At 63.7% G+C, this 17,855-nt stretch carries 10 protein-coding genes; 8 read left to right on the forward strand and 2 right to left on the reverse strand.

The genetic code is table 11. The features are described from left to right. Nucleotides 1–107 precede the first annotated feature (107 nt). Both WH265_RS09490 and WH265_RS09495 read left to right on the forward strand, forming a co-directional pair. The gene (locus WH265_RS09490) at nt 108–1,088 is read left to right on the forward strand and encodes an aldo/keto reductase (RefSeq protein ID WP_339558208.1); all 981 of its coding nucleotides are present in this window, start codon (nt 108–110) and stop codon (nt 1,086–1,088) included. Between the two features lie 463 nt (nt 1,089–1,551). Then, nucleotides 1,552–2,811, forward strand: a complete 1,260-nt coding sequence (locus tag WH265_RS09495; RefSeq protein ID WP_339558093.1) for a hypothetical protein — start codon at nt 1,552–1,554, stop codon at nt 2,809–2,811. Between the two features lie 245 nt (nt 2,812–3,056). On the opposite strand, the gene WH265_RS09500 is transcribed toward WH265_RS09495, so the two are convergent. Continuing rightward, entirely contained in the window at nt 3,057–4,505 is a 1,449-nt protein-coding gene (locus WH265_RS09500) for an IPTL-CTERM sorting domain-containing protein (protein WP_339558094.1), read from the reverse strand. A gap of 1,197 nt (nt 4,506–5,702) precedes the next feature. On the opposite strand from WH265_RS09500, the gene WH265_RS09505 reads away from it, so the two are divergent. The 5 genes from WH265_RS09505 to WH265_RS09525 all read left to right on the forward strand — a co-directional run bounded on the left by WH265_RS09505 (nt 5,703) and on the right by WH265_RS09525 (nt 10,900). Beyond that, complete coding sequence (locus WH265_RS09505; protein WP_339558095.1) at nt 5,703–6,662, forward strand: MBL fold metallo-hydrolase; 960 nt, start codon at nt 5,703–5,705, stop codon at nt 6,660–6,662. A 5-nt stretch (nt 6,663–6,667) separates the two neighbouring features. Beyond that, complete coding sequence (locus WH265_RS09510; RefSeq protein ID WP_339558096.1) at nt 6,668–8,365, forward strand: FAD-dependent oxidoreductase; 1,698 nt, start codon at nt 6,668–6,670, stop codon at nt 8,363–8,365. Further along, on the forward strand, nt 8,362–8,571 hold the full coding sequence (locus tag WH265_RS09515; protein ID WP_312987487.1) for a DUF2783 domain-containing protein: 210 nt from the start codon (nt 8,362–8,364) through the stop codon (nt 8,569–8,571). The genes WH265_RS09510 and WH265_RS09515 overlap by 4 nt, the downstream gene beginning before the upstream one ends. Nucleotides 8,572–8,710: 139 nt before the next feature. Continuing rightward, complete coding sequence (locus WH265_RS09520) at nt 8,711–10,039, forward strand: MFS transporter (RefSeq protein ID WP_339558097.1); 1,329 nt, start codon at nt 8,711–8,713, stop codon at nt 10,037–10,039. Between the two features lie 102 nt (nt 10,040–10,141). Then, nucleotides 10,142–10,900, forward strand: coding sequence for a helix-turn-helix transcriptional regulator (locus WH265_RS09525; RefSeq protein WP_339558098.1), 759 nt, complete (start codon nt 10,142–10,144; stop codon nt 10,898–10,900). 184 nt (nt 10,901–11,084) lie between these two features. Here WH265_RS09525 and WH265_RS09530 read toward each other — a convergent pair whose 3' ends face one another. Continuing rightward, nucleotides 11,085–16,271, reverse strand: a complete 5,187-nt coding sequence (locus WH265_RS09530; protein WP_339558099.1) for a DUF5979 domain-containing protein — start codon at nt 16,269–16,271, stop codon at nt 11,085–11,087. Nucleotides 16,272–17,453: 1,182 nt separating this feature from the next. On the opposite strand from WH265_RS09530, the gene WH265_RS09535 reads away from it, so the two are divergent. Further along, the gene (locus tag WH265_RS09535; RefSeq protein WP_339558100.1) at nt 17,454–17,702 is read left to right on the forward strand and encodes a TIGR04438 family Trp-rich protein; all 249 of its coding nucleotides are present in this window, start codon (nt 17,454–17,456) and stop codon (nt 17,700–17,702) included. Nucleotides 17,703–17,855: the final 153 nt, after the last annotated feature.

Below are 17,855 nucleotides of genomic sequence, written 5' to 3' on the forward strand. Positions count from 1 at the left end.
CCGCCATTGATGAGCCCCGCTCATGATGGCGTGCCATGTCAGCCGTCTAGTCATCACGGGGCTACATACCTACATTGATAGGCATGAACTCTGCTACCCACACCCCCATCCCCACCCGCCCACTCGGCCGCAGCGGCCTGCAGGTCTCCGCCCTCGGCCTGGGCTGCATGGGCCTGAGCTTTGGCTATGGCCCGGGGCTCAGCCGCAGCGCAGGCGTGCAGCTGATCCGCGATGCCGCAGCGCGGGGCGTCACCTTTTTTGACACGGCCGAGGCCTATGGGGCCTTGAACGAAGAGATGGTTGGCGAAGCGCTGGCGCCGGTGCGCAACCAGGTGGTGATTGCCACCAAGTTTGGCTTCAAGGATGGTGACTCTCAAGCCGGGCTCGACAGCCGGCCCGAGCGCATCCGCGCGGTGGTCCATGCCTCGCTGCAGCGCCTGCGCACAGACCATATCGACCTGCTCTACCAGCACCGCGTCGATCCTGCCGTGCCGATGGAAGAGGTGGCCGGTGCCGTCAAAGACCTGATTACCGAAGGCAAGGTCCGCTACTTTGGCCTGTCCGAAGCCGGCGTCGATTCGATCCGCCGCGCCCATGCGGTGCAGCCAGTGGCAGCCTTGCAAAGCGAGTATTCGCTGTGGTGGCGCGAGCCCGAGCAGGCCACCTTGCCGCTGCTTGAAGAGCTGGGCATTGGCTTGGTGCCTTTCAGCCCGCTGGGCAAGGGCTTTTTGACCGGAGCGATCCAGGCAGACGCCGCTTTTGCCCAGGATGATTTTCGCAATATCGTGCCGCGCTTTAGCACCGAGGCGCGCCAGGCCAACCAGGCGCTGGTCGATGCGCTGGGCAGCATGGCCCAGGCCAAGGGCATCACCTTGGCGCAAGTGGCACTGGCCTGGCTGCTGGCCCGCAAGCCCTGGATAGTGCCCATCCCCGGCACCACCAAGCTGCACCGGCTCGAAGAGAACCTGGCTGCCACCCAAGTCGTGCTGGACAGCGGGGACCTGCAGCGCATCAGCGAGGCCCTGGACCGCATTGCCATTGAAGGTGCGCGCTACCCCGCCCATCTGGCCAGCCGGGTCAGCCGCTGAGGCCTGCGGCCATCGCCCCCACTGGCGCGTGCAGGTGCAACACCCCAGGGGCCCATGCCAGCGCTGCGCTCAGGCGGCCATCAACAGCCATATGCAGCGAGCCACCCAGATAAACACCGCCCATCCATGGGCGGAATGTGCTGCAGCCAGCATTGCGCACCCCCTGCAGGTCAAAAACGACGACTTCCTCTCTCGCCTTGCGAATCAAATGCGCAGGCATTGCAATGCGTTGCAACCCCATTTTCATGACCTATATCAAGAATATTTGATAGCAAGATTTTGACAATGTTTGACAAAAGTGAATAATCACATGCATTCAGAAAATTGACTCCAGACATCTACACAAGTCCATGTTTTTATGAGGTATTTCTAACGCCATAAGTTTGGTATAGTAATTTTTTCATCTCTTATAACTATGATAAAAAACCTCATCATAAATTTAAATACTAAATGAGGTGAGAGCATGAAACTAGGAAAACTGTTGGCGGGGATGGTGGTTGCCGTGCCGGCGATCGTGCTGGCGCAGGCCAATATTGAAAATGGCACCTTGCGGGTGGGGGTGCGCAACGATGGCTCGCTGATGCCCCAGGAAATATCGCCGCTGACTGGCATTACCTATTTGACGAGTGGTGCCGATGGGCTGACACCAGGGTGCTTCTGCGAGGCCTGGGGCGTTGCCGATGCCCTGAGCAATACGTCGGGCTATACCGGCGCCGATGTCGGTATTCAAGGGATTACGTCAGAGTCTTTCAGCGCTACGGCCACCACCGCTACCGCCGTGGCCAATGCCTTCAATACCTTCCGTGTGACCCATGCTTTTGCGCCTTCTTCGGCCACCAGCAATATTTACGAAGTCAAGGTCACGATCGAGAACATCTCGTCCGCACCAGTCGAAGCCCTGTATGGCCGCGCAATGGACTGGGATGTGTTCCCCACCCAGTTCAGCGAATACACGACCATCCAGCGCGGCAGCAGCACGGCGCTGGTCTTCTCCAGCGACAACGGTTTTCACAACGCAGACCCTTTGAACCCCGACGCTGGCATTCTGTTTACCAACCAGGATATTGAGGACAGTGGCCCCGAGGACCACGGCGCGCACTTCCGCTTCAACTTTGGCACCATTGCTCCCGGCGCCAAGGTGGAGTTCACCATTGGCTATGGCGCAGCGGGCAACCAGGTCGATGCGCTGGCAGCCTTGGCCGCCTTTGGCGCCGAGGCCTATTCGCTGGGCAAACCTAGCCAGAATCCGCCCGGAACCCCCAGCACCGATGGCACGCCCAACACCTTTATCTTTGCCTTCAAGGGCATTGGCGGGGTGCAGCTGATTGGGGTGGACGCCGTCAATGACACCGCCCCTGCCATTACCCGCCCCAGCAGTGGCACAGTCACCGCCGTCAATGTGCTGGCCAATGACACGGTCGATGCGGCACCCGCCACCACCAGCAATGTGGCCCTGACGCCCGTGGGCACCTGGCCCACCGGCATCACCGTCACGCCCGATGGCAATGTGCTGATTGGCACGACCGCTACGCCGGGTGCCTACACGGTGAGCTACCAGATCTGCAGCACCGTGCAGGCCACGCAATGCGATACTGCCACCGTCACCTTGGAGGTGACTGCACCCGTGGTCGTCGTGCCCAAGGCCGTGCCGGTCGGCCACCCGCTGGCGCTGGCGGGCCTGGGTTTGCTGCTGGTCGGCCTTGCCCGCCGAAAGCTGGTCTGAGCCTGCGGCGCGTCGCGGCCTAACAAGACCCCAGGGTGCGCTGCACGGCCACCCTGCCCTATCCAATCGATGCCCCGTGGCCTGCGCCCGGGGCATTTTTATTGCTGGTGCCCAGTGCGCCGCCGCCGCTGCTGCACCCTGGCGCGGGCACAAAAAAGCCGGGGCAGCTGCCCCGGCGGTTTGGCGTAGCGGCGCTCAGGAGCCCGGTGGAGTGGCCCACCCAGCCCCTGCTGCCGCGCAGTGGCTTAGTGCATTCCGCCCTGGCGGCGGCGCAGCGTGGCAGCACCCAGCAGCATCAGCGACAGCACCACCAGCGCCCATTGCTGCAGCGTGGGCACTGCAGCGGGCACGGCCGGCACCGTCCGCACAAGGGTGTAGACAAAGGACGCCGTGTTGCCGCTGGCACCGGTGACCAGGTCCACCGGTACCGGCAGCGTCTCGCTCCAGATGTAATCTGCGGGGGCCGCGGGCATGGGGGGCGTTTGCTCCACCGTGCAGCTGGCGCCCACAGGCACATTGGTGATGGCAATCGCGCCAGCGCTGCTGCCGCTCAGGTTCACGGTGGCGCTAAAGCTGCCATCGGCGCCGCAGTTGGCGGTATAGCCAAAGCGGCCGCTGATGCCCGCTGCCGGGCCGCCGGTCACGGTGGTGCTGATGGTGATATCGGTATTGGCGCGTGCCAAGGTGTTGATCAGCAGCGCATGGTTGGCCGCTGGCGGCGCGGCCATGGCGACGGAGACGCTGGGCGCCGGGTCTTCCACCCAGATATGGTTGGCGGGGGGCGCGGGGCGTGTGCCCTCGGTCACCACGCAGCTGCCGCTGGCGATTACTGGCGTGACTGTGACACTGCCGGTCTTGGGCGTATCCAGCGTGATCGAGGTGTCGATCGCGGGCAAGGCCAGCCCATCGCTGCCGGTGCAAACCACCGAGACGGGGAAGCTGCTGCCGGTCAGATCCACCGGCGTGATGTTCGCCGGCCAGACCACTTGCTTGGCGATGGAGAGTTGCGCGGGCTGGCAGGCCAGCGTGGCCGTCGCTGGCGTGTTGACCTGGCCAATCGGCGAGACAAAGTCCGTGCCCGGCGTGATGGTGTTGGTCACCGATGGGGTGTCCATGCAAGCCTGACGGCCAGCATCGGTGTTGGGCCAGACCACCGGCACCGTGATGCTGCAGCCGCCTGGCGGAATGGTCACACCACTGCTGCGGATGACATTGGCGCCGGCTACGGCACTGAGGCTGCCGCCCGTGCAGGTATTACCCACCGCACCGGCGCCGACCACCAAAGGCGCGGGCAGGTTGTCGGTCATATCGACATTGCTGATGGGATCGGGCGTGCCATTGGACAGGTTGATCGTCAGCACGGTGCTGTTGTCGCTGCCGCCCAGGTAGATATCGCTTTTGTCAAAGCTTTTGCTGACCTTGGGCAAGCCGCAGGCGCCGGTCTCGGAGGTGGCTGCGTCCAGGAAGGCGGGCGCTACCTTGCCTTGGTTGTTAGCCCAAGTCGGGGAGCCAGGCACGCCGGCAGCAAATGGGGTGAGATCGGTCACCGCAAACACGCAGGCGCCGTTGCCGTTGTTGGACTGCGAGGAAGGGATCAGCAGCCCGTAGACATTATCGATGGGAGAGCCCCCTGCAGGGGGAAAGCTGCTTGAAGGCGTGCCCCTGGCCAGATACAGCGCATTGCTAGCAGGCACATTGTTGATGTAGGTGATGTCACCACCTGCAAATGGGTTGAGTCCTGCAAAGGAAGAAGAGGATGGGGAGTTGGTATTAAGAGGAAACTCGGCATAGCCTGATAGGGTGGTTCCTATCGAAAAACTGGCACCTGCTCCCGTGTTGAGTGCATCGATCAGCCGTTGTGCGTTATCTCCATTAATTGCTCGGCAGCAGCCATCCACGAAAAATACGATGGAATTGGCCCAGCGATTGGTGACCGCACTTTGCAACACTGCCCAATTGCTGGCATGAATGGCTGTGTAGGCACTTGCAACGATTACCAGATCATAGGGGCCCGGGGCATCGGTGAAAGTGGATTGCGAAATTGCACCGGCATCTCCTAGTACCGACAGTCGGGTGAGATCACTGGGGTTGGCCAATGCGCCCGCAAACTCGCCCTGCAGCAGGTTGAAGGCGTCTCGGGCATCCACGGGCTCTGCATTGGCGCCAGCAACATTGGTCGTCAGCAGCAGCACCTTTTGTGCCCAGGCCTGCTGTGCACCCGCGCATAGCAACAAAGCCGCCAGGCATAGCCTGAAAAAATGGGGGAAATTTTTCATTGCTTCCTCTCTTAACTTGTCCATCTAAAAAACAGATCTGCAACGCAAACCGATGGACCGCCTCGCGGGCGGCTGTTGCGGGCGGCTGTTGCGGCCGGCCGTAGCAAGCGCCTGCTGTTACGCGGCCCTGATGGCGCACAAGGGCCGCAAGGAGGCGACCTTGCGCTGCAGAGATATCGTGTGAAAAGTCATCATACATACGCAAAAGCTATTGAGAAAATTTACCGATTGATAAAATGCAATCTATTGCGATTGTGTTGTTAATTGATTAAAAGCATTTTTAGCGATTGACAGGCCATCGGGTCTGCCGGGGGTGGGTGCCGCAGCAGAGACGGCCCAAGCGGCCCGTGCATGGCGCAGCGGTTGTGCCCATGGCGAGGTGAACAAAGCTAGGGATATACCCGTGTGCTCGCAAAAAAACCTGAGGCAAATCAACACCGCCTTGCCCGATCCGTGCTGCTTGTCCATCAACCTATGGACAGACAGCGCTGGATAGCCACAGCAGACTGGTTGGCATGGGCGCAGACGCTGTGGCAAGGGCCGGGCTTGGCTTGGCAGGCAGCCGCGTTGGCGTGAATGAACACCATGGATGGACTACCGAGGAGCACCAAAGCGATGGCAAAACCTTTTGCATCATCGGCCGACATGACGGCCAAAACCGAGACACTGGAGATCCTGGGCGAGGGGGTCTATGCGCTGACCGCGCAAGGCGACCCGAATGTGGGCGCGATCGAGGGCGAGGACTTTATTGTCGCGATCGAGGCGCGCGCCACACCAGCGGCAGCGCGTGACTGGCTGCGCACGCTGCGGGCCCACACGCAAAAACCCATCAAATACCTGGTGCTGACGCACTACCATGCCGTGCGCGTGCTGGGCGCATCGGCCTTTGAGGCCGAGCACATCATCAGCAGCGACGTGACCCGCCAGCTGATCGAGGAGCGCGGCGAGCAGGACTGGGCCAGCGAATACGGCCGCATGCCGCGCCTGTTCAAGGAGTTCGAGGGCATTCCGGGCCTGACCCGGCCGACCCAGACCTTTGCCACCCGCCACGAGATCGAACTGGGAGGCGAGCGCGGCAAGCTGGAGCTGCAGTTCAACGGCCGGGGCCATACGGCGGGCGACATCGTGGTCTGGCACGACAAGAGCAAAACCCTGTTTGCGGGCGATCTGGTGGAGGCCGAAGCGGCCTTGTACACGGGCGATGCCCACCACTTTGAATGGGCCGGCGCAACGCTGGACCAGCTCAAGCAGTACCGCGCGCAGAACCTGGTCGGCGGCCGGGGCGCGGTGGCCCGGGGCGAAGCGGCATGCGACGCGGCCATCGAGCAAACGCGTTCGTTCCTCCAGGGCATGATCGACCAGGTGGGGCCGGTCTTCCGGCGCGGCAGCACGCTCAAGGAGGCTTTTGAGGCCACCCACCAGGCATTGGCGCCCCAGTTTGGCCGCTGGCCCATTTTTGAGCACTGCCTGCCGTTCAATGTGCAGCGCCTGTGGGACGAGTTCGACGGCATCAGCTGGCCGCGCATCTGGACGGCCGAGCGCGACCGGGACGTCTGGGCCCAGCTGCAAGGGTGAGCGCCATGGCAGCGAGCACGATGCATTCCGTGGCGCAGGCGCGCAGTGCCGCCGCGCCGCCCGCCCCCCCGCAGCAGGGGGGCATTCCGGTGTGGCGCCATATCGGGGCCACGCCGGCAGCCAGCCGCCAGCCGCCGCGCGCCAGCGTGGTCATCGCCGGGGCCGGGCCCGTGGGGCTGGCCATGGCGCTGGACCTGGCCCAGCGCGGCCATGCGGTCGTGGTCATCAGCCGGCTGGACTTTGTGCCGGGGGGCTCCAAGGCGATCTGCTTTTCCAAGCGCTCGCTCGATATCTTCGAGCGCCTGGGACTGGGCCAGCCACTGCTGGACAAGGGCGTGACCTGGAATGTGGGCAAGGTGTTTTGGGGCGCGCGCGCCGAGCCCATCTACCAGTTCGACATGCTGCCCATCAAGGACCAGCAGTACCCGGGCTTTATCAATATCCAGCAGTACTACGTCGAAGAGGCCTTGCTCGATGCGTTGCGCGCACTGCCCAATGTGCAGCTGCGCCTGGGCCAGCAGATCGAGTCTTTGCAGATCCTGGAGGACCATGTGCGGCTGGGCGTGCAGGCGGGCGCGCAGCATTACACGCAGGAGGCCGACTGGCTCATCGCCTGCGACGGCAGCAAGTCGACGCTGCGCGGCCTGATGGGGCTGGACTTCAACGGCCGGGTGTTTGAGGAGAACTTCCTCATCGCCGACATCCGCATGCCCGAGGAGCGCCCTGCCGAGCGCTGGTTCTGGTTTGATCCACCGTTCAACCCGGGCCAGTCGGCGCTGATGCACCGCCAGCCCGATGGGCTGTGGCGGCTGGATTTTCAGCTCGGCTGGGGCATTGACCGCGAGGCCTGCGCCCAGCCCGAGAACGTGGAGCGCTATGTGCGCGCGATGCTGGGGCCCGGGGTGCCGTTCAGCAAGGAGTGGCACAGCATCTACACCTTCCAGTGCCGCCGCATGGCGCGCTTTGTCCATGGCCGCGTGCTGTTTGCCGGCGACAGCGCCCATCTGGTGTCGCCCTTTGGCGCGCGCGGCTGCAATGGCGGCCTGGCCGATACCGACAACCTGGGCTGGAAGCTCGACCGGGTGCTGCGCGGGGAGGCGGGGGAGGCGCTGCTGGAGAGCTACAACGACGAGGCCATTGCGATGGCCGATGAGAACATTCTGCATTCGAGCCGCTCCACCGACTTCCTCACGCCCAAGAGCACCGCGAGCCGGGCCTTGCGCGATGCAGTGCTGGAGCTGGCAGCGCGCGAAGCCTGGGCCCGGCCCTTTGTCAACTCCGGAAGGCTGTCCACGGCCATCCACTGCCCGCACAGCGCGCTCAACACCGCCGATGCCCAGCCCTGGGCAGGCGGACTGCGCCCCGGCTCGCCGGCGGTGGACGCGCCGCTGGCCGGGCATTGGCTGCTGCCGCGCCTGGGTGGGCGCTTTGTGCTGCTGGCCCACCAATGGCATGAGGCTGTGCCAGAGGGCGTCGAGCTGCTCGATATTGCCGCGCTGGGCGACACGGCCCTGCTCCAGGCGCGCTATGCGCTGGCGCCGGGCTGCGGCTACCTGATCCGCCCGGACCAGTATGTGGCCGCGCGCTTTCAGGCACCGGTCGCGGCCAGCGTCTTGCAAGCGGCGCTGGATACCGCTTGCGCCAGCACCGGTGCCGCCCCGTTGCCCAACCGATTCACCCCTGCCACAGGAGCACGGCCATGACCCGCCTGATCCGCCACCCCAACCTGGAGCGCGTCGATGATATTTACCAGCAACTGTTGCAGATGCACGAGGGCCTGGACGAGGCCCAAAGCCTGCAGGCCAGTGCCAGGCTGATCTTGCTGCTGGCCAACCATATTGGCGACAGCAGCGTGGTGCTCAGCGCCATCGCACTGGCTGGCTCGGCTGCGGGCGAAGCGGCGGATTGACCGCGCCCCGGGGCCTTCATTTGGCTCGGTGTCCCGATGGCTCGGTGGCCCGGTGGCTCGGTGGCCTGTTCGCAAGCCGCAACGCCAGCGCCAGCCAGCAAATAGGGCATAGACCCACTTTATAAAAGGAGACAAGCACATGGGGAATTCATCGATCAGCAGCCTGCCCGCGTCGCGGGCAGGCACCACCACCCCGGATGAACGCCGGGTGCTCACCGCCACCTTGGTCGGCACGGCCATCGAATGGTATGACTACTTCATCTACGCACAGATGGCCGGCCTGGTGCTGGGCACCTTGTTCTTTGGGCCTTTGGCCCAGCACAACCCGGCCATGGCGCAGATCATTTCCTTTGCCACCATCGGCATCTCGTTCTTGTTCCGGCCGCTGGGTGCGGTCGTCTGCGGCTCGCTGGGAGACCGGCTGGGCCGCAAGGCCGTGCTGGTGATGACCCTGGTGCTGATGGGGGGCGCGACGATGCTCATCGGCCTGCTGCCCACCTATGCCCAGATTGGGGTATGGGCGCCCATCTTGCTGGTTGTGCTGCGCGTGGTGCAGGGCTTTTCTGCCGGCGGTGAATGGGGCGGCGCGGCGCTGATGGCGGTGGAACACGCCCCGCGCCACCGGCGCAGCTTTTTCGGCTCCTTTCCGCAGATCGGGGTGCCCATTGGCCTGCTGCTGGCCACCCTGGTGCTCAGCATCCTGACCTCGTCCATGTCCAACGAGCAGTTCATGACCTGGGGCTGGCGCATTCCGTTCCTGCTGTCGATTGTGCTGATCGGGGTCGGCACCTTGATTCGCCGCAGCGTGGGCGAGTCGCCGATCTTTGAGCAGATGCATGCCCGCAAGGCGGCGTCATCCACCCCGCTGCGCAGCCTGTTCCGCCACCACGGCGGCACCGTGCTGCGCACCGCGCTGATCTTTGTCGGCAACAACGCCGCTGGCTACTTGCTCATTGCGTTCTTTGTGGCCTATGGCCGCAACAAGCTGGGCCTGTCGGCCACGCCACTGCTGATGGTGACCATGGCCGCCTCGCTGAGCTGGCTGGTGTTCACGCTGGTGGGCGGCATCCTGGGCGACCGCTGGGGGCGGGTGCGCACCTTCCAGATCGGCTATGTGCTGCTGGCCCTGTGGGCGGTGCCGATGTGGTGGCTGGTCGATTCGGGCAGCCTGGGCCTGTTCTTTGTGGCGCTGGCGCTGCTGAGCATTCCGCTGGGCCTCACCTATGGCCCGCAGGCCGCGCTCTATGCAGAGATGTTTCCGGCCCATGTGCGCTACTCGGGCGTGTCGGTGGGCTATGCGCTGGGCACCATCCTGGGCGGGGCCTTTGCCGCATCCATTGCGCAGTGGCTCATCACCAGCTACGGCCAGTCCACCTACATTGGCATCTATATCATGGGGCTGGCCCTGCTGTCGCTGGTTGCCGTCAGCACCACGCGGGAGCGCATGGGCGTCGATCTCAAGCAGTAGCGGGTGCCAGCGGGGCAGCGCCCCGCGATGGCCCGCGTTGTGCCACGATGCCACCCACAACAACCAAGAAGGCTGCCCAGGCCGCAGCAAGGAGTCGCCACCATGCAAGCGTTGATGTTCGATCCCTCGATGGGGCAGTCGCTGCTCGATGCGGCGCTGTCGCCCGATTTTGCGCAAACGCTGCTGGGCGCCTCGCGCGGCCTTGACCAGGTGGAGGAAATCTTCGCCTACCAGGTCGATGCAGCGGGCGGTGTGCATGAGGTTCTGGCCGCAGGCGAGCGCCGGGGCATTGCCGAGCGGACAGGCGCCTACGCCCGGCGCTTCCATGCGATGGACCCGGTGCTGCAGGCCCAGTCCTTGCGGGGCAAGCGCAGCGGGGCGTTCTCTCAGCAGGTGCGGGCCTGCCACCTGCCCTCGGGCGAGTACCGCGAACTGTGTTTTGAGCAACCGGGCTTTGTCGACAAGCTCAGCTTCACCTGGGGTGATGCATCGCAGCGCCTGCTGATTCTGAGCTTTTACCGGGGCCTGCATGTGCAGTCGGACTGCCCCAGTCCGCAGCTGACCGCCCTGGGGCAGCTGGCGATGGTGGCCTTGCATGCCCGGGTCGGTGCATCGGCTACCCTGACCCGGCCAGAAGTTGATGCCGAAGCGGTGCTTCTGACGCGCCTGCAGCGCAGCTTTCCGTCTCTCACCGAGCGCGAGCGCCTGGTCATTGCGCGCTCCTTGCTGGGGGACAGCGCCCAGGACATTGGCACCGCGCTGTCCATCAGCGCCGCGACGGTGCACACCTACCGGCTGCGTGCCTACCAACGTTTCCGGTTTCGCCGGGCCAGCGATTTTCTGCCCGGGCTGCTGAATTAGCGCCAGCGGTCGTCAAAGCCGCTGGGGCGCTCGCAGCGGCAGCGCGCTTGCGCAACAAGCGGGCCTTGGCGCACAAGGGCAGCCAACCAACAGGCGTAAAAAAACCGGGGCATCAAGCCCCGGTTTTGCTGGTTGTGGTCACCAGGCCAGCAGTGCGGAGTGGCTCGCCCTGCTGGATGCGGGTTTAGCGCTTGCGCAGTTGCAGGCTGGCGCCGGCGGCCAGCAGCAGCGCCAGCAGCAGCAGGGCCACGCGGCTGTCCACCGGCACGGGCGTTGGCGTGCCCGCTTGTGCCTTGACCAGGCTGTTGCTCACCGTCACAGGCACATTGGTGTTGGCGGCAATGGTCACTGGGCTGCCTTCCACCGTTGGCGCATCCCACTGGTAGCCAGCCGGTGCGGCAGGCAAGGTTTGCGCAATCGTGCACTCAGCGCCGGCCTGGGCACCGGTGATGGTGCCGGTCGTGCTGGCCGGTGGCGACACGATGGTCACGCTGTGGGTGGTTCCCGCCGTTGGCAGGTTGCAAGTGGCAGTCACGACAAAGCTGAAGGGACCGGTCACGCCATCGGGCAGGGTGGTGTTCAGGTTCACCAGGATCTCGCCGGTCTGCCCGGTGAGTGCATTGGTCACACCGACTGCCACCGCGCCGGTGCTGGGCACCACGACGGGTGCGGGCACCGAGGGAGCCGCCCACACGTAGTTGGCAGGCGCCGTGGGCAGTGGCTGCTCTTCCACCACCGTGCAGTTGGCACCAGCTGGCACATTGGCGATCGTCACCTTGGTGTTGGTCGGGTAGTCGGCCAAGGTCGCGGTGTAGACCGAGCCAGTGCTAGGCAGGTCGCAGGTGGCGGTAAAGCCAAAGCTGAAGGGGCCCGTCACACCGCTGGGCAGTGCCAGGGTCTTGGTCACTTCAATGCCCGCTTGCTGGCGCACCAGGGTGCTGGCCATCGTGGCGGCAATGGCGCTGTTGGCAGCCACCGTGACGTTGACATTGGCAGCCGCCGGGCCCCAGCTGAAGTTGGCGGGTGCCGTGGGCAGCGGGCCTTCGGCCACCACACACTGCGCGCCAGCGGGCACATTGGCAATGGTGGCCGACGTCGCGGTCGGGTAGCTCAGGCTCGCAGGGAACACCGTGCCGGCACTGGGCAGATCACAGGTGGCCGTATACGTGAAGTTGAACGGACCGGTGACGCCACTGGGCAGGGTCAGCGTCTTGTTGATGGTGATGCTGCCAAACTGCTGGTTCAGCGCATTGGTCACCGCCACCGAAGCCACGCCACTGCTGGGCACCGTGACCGGTGCAGGCACGCTAGGCGCTGCCCATTCGTAGCCATCCGGTGCGGTTGGCAGGGTGTTTTCCGTCACCGCGCAGCTCGCACCCGAGGGGATGCCAGGGATCGTCACCCGGGTGTTGGTCGGGTAGTTGGCCAAGGTCGCGCTGAAGGTCGAGCCCGCGCTGGGCAGGTTGCAGGTGGCGGTAAAGCCAAAGCTGAAGGGGCCGGTCACACCGCTGGGCAGCGCCAGGGTCTTGGTCACTTCAATACCGGCCATCGACCGCACCAGGCTGCTGGCCATCGTCACGGGTGCCGATGCGTTCAAAGGCACGGTCACCGGCACATTGGCTGCGGCAGGGCCCCAGCTGTAGTTGGCAGGTGCTGCAGGCAGTGGGCCTTCGGCCACCACACACTGCGCGCCAGCGGGCACATTGGCAATGGTCACTGCAGTCGCCGTCGGGTAACCCGTCAACGTACCGGAGTACACCGTGCCAGCGGTAGGCAGATCGCAGGTTGCCGTGTAGCTGAAGTTGAACGGACCGGGCACATCGGCTGGCAGGACCAGGTCCTTGGTCACCGTGATGCTGCCATACAGCGCGTTGAGCGTATTGGTCACCGTCACGGCCACATTGCCGTTGGCCGCGATCACCACGGGCGCAGGCTCCGAGGGAGCCGCCCATTCGTACGAGGGAGGAGCCGTGGGCAGGGAGTTGTCCTCCGTCACCGTGCAGTTGGCAGTCGCGGGCACCTCGTCAATCGTCACCGAGGTGTTGGCCGGGTAGCCGGTCAAGGTGGCAGGGTAGGTAAAGCCGGCGGTGGGCAGGTCACAGGTTGCGGTGAACGCAAAGTCAAAAGGACCGGTCACACCAGCGGGCAATGCCAGCGCCTTGTTGATGGTCAGGCTGCCCTGCTGGCGCTCGGCAAACAGGTAGTCCACCGCCACCGCGCCCGTGGGCACCGCAATGCCGCTGATGCTGCGGTCCACGGCCGTGCCGGAGGCTGTGCCATTGACGGTACCGGGGGTGGCGCCGACGGCCAGCCACTGTGCACCGGGGGCGATGCTCAAGGTCCAGGAGCCGCTGGCAAGACCCGGGAAGTTGGCCTGGCCGTCGACCGTAGCGCCCGGCGCAAAGCTGTACACGCCCGAGGCGTCGGTCACGGCGCTATGCGTTTCGCCCGCCGTGCAGGAGGGGCCGGCATCGCAGGTCAGTGTGGCGGTGATGCCCGACACGCCCGCTTCACCAGCGTCCAGCGTGTTGTTCATGTTCAGGTCGTTGAACACCAGACCCGTCAGGCTGGCAGCTGCCTGGCCACGCAGTTCCACCTGGCCGCTGGCGCTCAGCACCAGGCCGCCCGGGCTCAGCTCGCGACCAAACACGTCGTTGAACAGCTGGGTAGTGGGCGTCAGCGGCGAGGTGCTGCGCATCGTCAGGTTGGCAATACCGCTGTAGCCCGGTTGCAGCGTCGAGCTGGTGGTAAAGCGCAGCGCCGTCACACCCGCAGGGAAGGCACCGCCGGCATAGGCCGTCCAGGCCACGCCGGTGGCCGCATCTTCATTGCCGGGGGTTTGGACGGCAGCACGCACCGTGGCCGCAGCCGTGGTGGTGTACTCGATGCCGATCGTGCCCTGGCCGGAGCCGCCCATGGCGGCGGTGGCGCTGATCATTTGCAGCGGGCCCAGGCCCGTGGTGCCGCGGTCGTCGCCATCGAAGGGCAGCACATCAACCATGCGCAGCTGGCCCTTGGCCGTGCTGGTGGCATTGCCAAACGAGATCGCATAGGTAAAGGGCTGGCCGGCGGTGATGCGGGTCACCGGGTTGGCTGGGTCGTTGTTGTCGACCGTGCCGCCGCTGACCAGCGCCTTGCTCATCTGGAAGCCGGCAACGCCTGACACCGTGGTGCTGACCCGCTCGGTGCGGTCTTGCAGCAAGGCCGTAGGGAATATATTGGCCACGCCGGTGTAATCGGCAAAGCTCAGGTCATTGCTGGCCGCCACCAGACCCACCAGCGGGTAGGTGCCCACCGGAGAGATATAGGCCGCCTGGGCCTGGAAGGTGATGGCCGGGTGCGCGGTGGCATGGCCCTGGTAAGGGGCCGGGCCCACGGCGCCACCGGGCGCTGCCAGGTCACCCAGGGTCAGCACCAGCTTGGCGGGCGCGCCATCATCGGCCGTGCCGGGCAGGCTGTCCGGGCCCAGATCGGCGGGGGTGAGCACATAGGTTGCCCCGGGCGGCAAAGACGGCGCAATCGAGCTTTCCAACGGCTGGATATAGGTGTTGGGGAAGTCAATGGTGATCTGCACATTGCGCGAGACACCATCAACACCCGGCGTGGTCGCGCCAATGGTGGTGGGCGTGACGCTGATCGGGAAAATATCGCCGGGCGACACACTGCCCGGCAGCGCAATGCGGTGGCGCACCAGCGCTGAGGTGGCCTGCACATAACCGCCACCGTTCCCACCGTTGGTATTGCTGTTGCCGTCATAGTTGGAATACACCCGACCGCTGGCCGCCGTAAAGTACTGGCGGAACCAGGGCAGTGGTGCATCATCGGCCAGCGCCAGCGATGCGGGACTGCTGCTGCGCTGCAGCGGCAGCACCAGGCCTACGGCTTGGCCAGGCGTCAAACTGGGGCTGTAGGCATAGCGCACGCTGGTGATGGTGTTGGGCGGCAGCGATGCGTAGTTGCTGGTCCACAGCGGATTGTTGTCACCGGCTACCCCGCAGTTGGCGGCACGGCGCGCGGCATCATCGGCATAGGGCTGGGCCGAATACTCCAGCACCATGTCAGCGGGGGCCACATCGGGAAATCCCAGATGGGTCGGAATGTAAAAGAGCGTGGTGGTACCCACCTTCAGACTGGCGGCAGCACGCAGCTCCAGCAAGGCCGGATTCCAGGCGACGCAGGATTGCGCATCGGTGGCCGGGTCTTCGGAGGTTGGACGGTTGGCCAGGCCCAGCAGGGCATTAAAAGTCTGGCCAGGCACCACTTTCTCAAAGCCCTGGGTGTAACCATGGCCGTCGCCATACATGTAATTGCTAACGTCATACACCGCGCCGCCGCTGATGGTCAGCTGCACGGTCTGGGTCCGGTTCACAACCACGCTAATACAGGTTTGCGAGGGATTCACGGTGGTGTTGGCAGCACAGCTAAAGCCCGGCTGGTAGCCCGGTCCTGGCACTGCATTGGGCTGGCCGCCCAGACCCAGTGGCGCAAAACTGGCCAATTGCGCCGTGATATAGCTGACTTGGCCCGCCGGGAAGTTCGGGATCTCAGGCACGCCAATCTCGACAGTCGCCAAAGCCGTGCCTCGCCAATCGGCTTCCATGCCACCGACAGCAGCGGCATCGAGGAAATGGGTGACGGGGCTGTTGAGCTGCACCGTCACATCGGCGCCCGGGGCAGACTGCGTGCAGGTGGCCCCGGCGGGGCAGTTGGTGACCACCGCACCGGACTGTACCTTGATGGTGACAGCCACCGGGTTTTGCAACGCCTCATAGCCCTTGAAGTTGCCACTGGCTGGCAACAAAGCGCCCAGGCTGATGGCCAAGGGCATGCGCCGCTGCCAAACGCCTGGCGAGGTTTCCACACGCACAATAGTGCCCGCTTCCGCCCGTACGCGGGTGTCGGTTTTGGGCGTGGCAGACACGGTGACAGGGGTGGACGTTGCCGACGTGGCGCCCGAAGCTGCCGTCAGCGCCACCGAGGCGCCATTGGCCACATTGCCCACCCAGCTGAGCACCTGGAACGACTCCACACCCGCACTGGCGGGCTGGCGGTTACAGGTCAGCACGGTTCGGGCCGCGTTCAAGCTGCCGCCGCCAGGGCCATTACACACGGTAGCAGCAGTGGCGGTCGCATCCCAACGCATGCCCGCAGGCAAGGTCGCGGTGATCACGCTGTTGCTGGTATCCGAGGCGTTGTAGTTGATGGTGTAGAGGACCGAGTCCTGGCTGCGCACCACGCCGTTGGTGGGACCACTGTCATTGCCAGGGTTGTTGTTGGCGTCGAACGGGCCGCTGCCGTCGGCATTGACCACCGTGCTGGTGATGGTGATGGCCGCTTGCGCCGGGCTGGCCAGGGCGCACAAGCCCGCCAATACCAAAAGGGCCTTGCTGATGGCCGCGCCGCTGAGAGCGCTCCCCCCGGGCCTTGACGCAGCCCCTTGCGCTGGTGAGCGCATGCGATGCAAATAATTTTTTATCACATCAACTCCATTCATTGGAAATATTAATATTTATAGATTTTAGTGGCCTCTGCACCCAAGCTAGCACCTCTTACAAGTGCTGGCACAAAAACCACTAATTCCTCCTCAGTTTTAGAAAATTGACATTCATTCACTACAAATCTCACAACCCAGGGTTTACGAGGGTGCTTTCGGATCGACTTTTTGGCGCCCTGTTTCTTACCGATCCAGTCTGTAAGCCACGTGGCCATAAGGGTTCTGTGCCTTACATCCTGCGCTGCAGCAAACCGGTCAGCCCGGGCATCCTGTTAACAATTAGTCGTCAAAATTGCATATAGGCGGCTTTGCTTTATTTCGTAACCATTCGTTTTTCATGCATCTTCCCCACAGCATTTACCGCTCATCAGCGGCCTCAAAAAAACTACCAATTTCTGCAAAATTTGCTGTATTAGCAATGCTCTAGGTGTAAGTTGGTTTTCGTAATTTCTGATCAAGAGAACATCAGATATGATTGGTCAGTTATTTAATTAATGTCTTTATTTATTAGTTTCTGATTTGTTAACTTCTGACAACCAGACCCTGTAACTTACTCGGACAACAGGGTACTAAATCCCCCGCGATCAATAGCGGAGCATGCCGTTTCACCGTTGCCCAATACTGAACGGATACGGAACTCCAACGCAGCAAATGCCTGCCGCAAAGACCCTCCATGGCAAGGGCCCACCATGGAACTACCAAGGATTGGGCCGGGTATTGCCCGGGCATAGGTCGCCCGTATGTACCCCTGTGCTCCTGGCAGTGCATGCAGCAGAACTTGGCTAAAAATAGCTTTCAATGATTCATTTAATTGAATTCTTAGCATAAAGCTATAATTTAGGCACATGTGTTGTCAGATGCCACCGGGCTCCTGCCTTGGCGGCCAAGACATGTTGTCTTTAGGCCTGCAAGCACAGGATGGGCTGCCATCCAGCGATCGCGGGCCTGACGCCTTTTTCATCCCGGGTGGTCATCCCACCGCCCGCCTTGCACTGTCGCTGCCCTCGGGTCATACCGATCTGCGCTACAGGCAGTGCAACACACCCCCTCTTTGCTGCCATGTACCTCTTGATCATTGCTGTCAGCCTGGTGATGCTGAAAATCTATGAAATTCCACCAATAGATAGCTGGCCATGGCCCCATGTGCTGCTGCCCTCGTTGCTGGCCCTGCTGTGGAAGCTGTGGGCCGACTGGTCGGGCTACACACGCCGGCGCAGCCGGGCGCGGCGCGCCCGCAAGCAATCGGCCCGCTATGTGAAAGACAAGGACCTTTTCAAATTCAACGCGACCCGGTCCCGCGACAGATAAGAGCGGCCCACACCGCCCCGGCAAACCCACCCCGTGTTTGCCCTGGAGACGAGAGGCGAGCCGCTGGCGGTGCCACAAGCACCGCCGGGCCTGGCTACCGGGCATGTGTGGGCCACTCAGCGCCGGCTGCATACCGCGCAAGGTATGCGCCAT

This window comes from Comamonas sp. MYb396 (assembly GCF_037479555.1).
In the GTDB taxonomy this organism is placed as follows: Bacteria; Pseudomonadota; Gammaproteobacteria; order Burkholderiales; family Burkholderiaceae_C; genus Comamonas.